At 47.3% G+C, this 2216-nt stretch carries 3 protein-coding genes; 2 read left to right on the forward strand and 1 reads right to left on the reverse strand.

Going from position 1 to position 2216, the window contains the following annotated elements; genetic code table 11:
- The first annotated feature begins 106 nt into the window (after positions 1 to 106).
- A complete protein-coding gene (locus tag K8S15_05075; GenBank protein ID MCD4775409.1) occupies positions 107 to 466 on the forward strand; it encodes a hypothetical protein in 360 nt (119 codons plus the stop codon).
- Positions 467 to 661: 195 nt separating this feature from the next.
- Entirely contained in the window at positions 662 to 1444 is a 783-nt protein-coding gene (locus K8S15_05080) for a hypothetical protein (protein MCD4775410.1), read from the forward strand.
- Positions 1445 to 1465: 21 nt separating this feature from the next.
- Here the strand turns inward: K8S15_05080 and K8S15_05085 are convergent.
- A partial coding sequence (locus K8S15_05085) for a hypothetical protein (GenBank protein ID MCD4775411.1) occupies positions 1466 to 2216 on the reverse strand: 751 nt, incomplete at its 5' end.

Genomic DNA, 2216 nt, shown 5'->3' on the forward strand with positions numbered 1-2216 from the left:
TGGTATGTGAACCCGATGCGGAGTACATTCCATGGCAAGACGATGTTCCTGAAATAGAGTTCGGGTAATAATTCATGGATCCGGCTTCAGGGGGACGTATATCCGTATGCTGAGTCCCCAGTACATATCTGCCGGCACATTCACAGAGGAAGTTCTCGGAGCAAATTTCTGCCGGATATTCAATTCCAAATCCGGTGAGATCGGTGTCATGTTTGCTCTGATGAAGTACTCATATGAGATCTTTCACGGAGACGATGATGCTAATGCAAGACTCAACCTCAGTGGTAATTTGCTGCAGTACTCTCTTGGCAGGTGGGGATGGCAGGGTGTGAAAATCGCAAACATCGGCATTTTTCTTATCAACTACTCCCTTACGGAGTTTGCGGAAAGAGCTTTCCACTTACTAGATCTTGCAAGGAAAGATCAGAACAACCCGTTTCCATCTCTCATGATTTCCAGCTGTTGAGAATATCTGACTGCACCATCTCTTTCAGATGAAATAAAATGGAAACAGTGAATGTATGATTGTACAGAAGCTGTTATCAGAAAAAATCAGTATTCTCAAACCAGAACAGCTTCCGGAATGAAAACTCCATTTGATTTTCAACGGGCGGAAGAACCGGCAGCCTACCGGATACAAAAATAGTAAGGCTGGAAAACTATGAAGATTTACTGTACGATAGCAATGACAGTTCTGCTCAATCTGTTTATCTCGTCGGCTATTGCGTCAATCATCGAGTTCAAGGAACTGGATATTGACTTCACGGATAGTGCTGACGCAAAAGCCATGGCCACCTGGTCAGAACCTGAAGTACTATCAATCACCGCAAACGGTCTGGGATGGGATGGCGAACCAGCATCCCTGCGTGACGGATGGATACATACAGTTCCCATGGCTCTGGGGCTTTCATGGCGGTCACCTTACGCAATATCGGTTCACGTAAGCATCAATCCGAAAATGGAAGAAATCACACTGGGCAACGGTCAGGTAACAACACCCTACCAGGGTGATGTTTATGTACGCTACTCTCCGGACACCGTACACTGGTCAACATGGCAGATGCTTCAATCGGGTGAACCTCAGATCAACCTGGAAATGCTGGAGCCGGGAAAACATTTCAGAGGAACGATACGTATTCCGTACTCTGAACGGGAGGAGTACCAGATACTGCTCCAGAAATACGCAGAGCTTGATGTTCCCTGGAGGAGTGACGAGGAAGCAGCCGTTCAATGGATAGTTGAAAATGATCCGGATTTCTTTGCGAGACAGATCCACTTCATAGGATACATCGAATTCCTCTACGAGGGCTCATTCCACGGCGGACAACGAATCGCATCGTTCAGAGCAGAAGTGACGTACGGAATGAGCGACCTCCATTACGCCCCGGAGAATGATGACTACGGAGACAGAGACGAAAGACCATGGTCTTTCGTCTCCAATTAGAAGCCTCAGGTTCAGAAGTACTCAGTAGCTCCTCTTAATACTGGCCCAGGTGTATCGCTGTAAAACTACGGGGTAATTCGGAGCGATGCAGACGCCCCAGCCGGAGTAGGCCGGTTCGTTGATCTGGGTGATGATGGTGCCTTCGGTGTTGAAACAGTAGATGAAGCCTATCTGTTCACCTTTACTTTCAGCGGTCCAGATGTATTCACCATCGTGGCTGAGACCCCGGCAATCAGGGGTGGGCGGGGTAATTATTGATGCTGGCTCCAGTATCATGTCAGGCCATTGAGATATGTCCCAGCATTGGATCAGGTTGTCTTCAGTAAGAGTGTACAGCCTGTCGTTGAGATAAGTGGAGCCATATACATAGCCATCATAGCCTGTTGAGGAATCCCTGGTGCCGTCCGGGAGGTATCGGTTCATATCCCATTCTGTGACGTAGAGATAATTGCCGTCGAAAGCGATGTCGTAGAAATAATAGAGAGACCAGTCATCTATGATGAGATCAAGGCCTCCAGTTTCCAGATCGAGGATGAAAGATCTGGGGGCGAATGCATCAACAATATGTACTTCATCATCTATCAGTTCAAGGTCGCAAAGTCTGTAGTTATTGTACTGGAACCAGTCTAAAACAGTACCGTCCATGTCCATGATATAAACTCTTGAGTTGAATCCCTGATAGCAGGTATACACTATTACATCGTCTGCAAAGACCGAGACCGAGCCTATCAGAAGCAGGACTACGAACACCCCGAAGCCTCTCAGTATCTTC

It is taken from the genome of Candidatus Aegiribacteria sp., assembly GCA_021108005.1.
Lineage (GTDB): Bacteria > Fermentibacterota > Fermentibacteria > Fermentibacterales > JCC-6 > Aegiribacteria.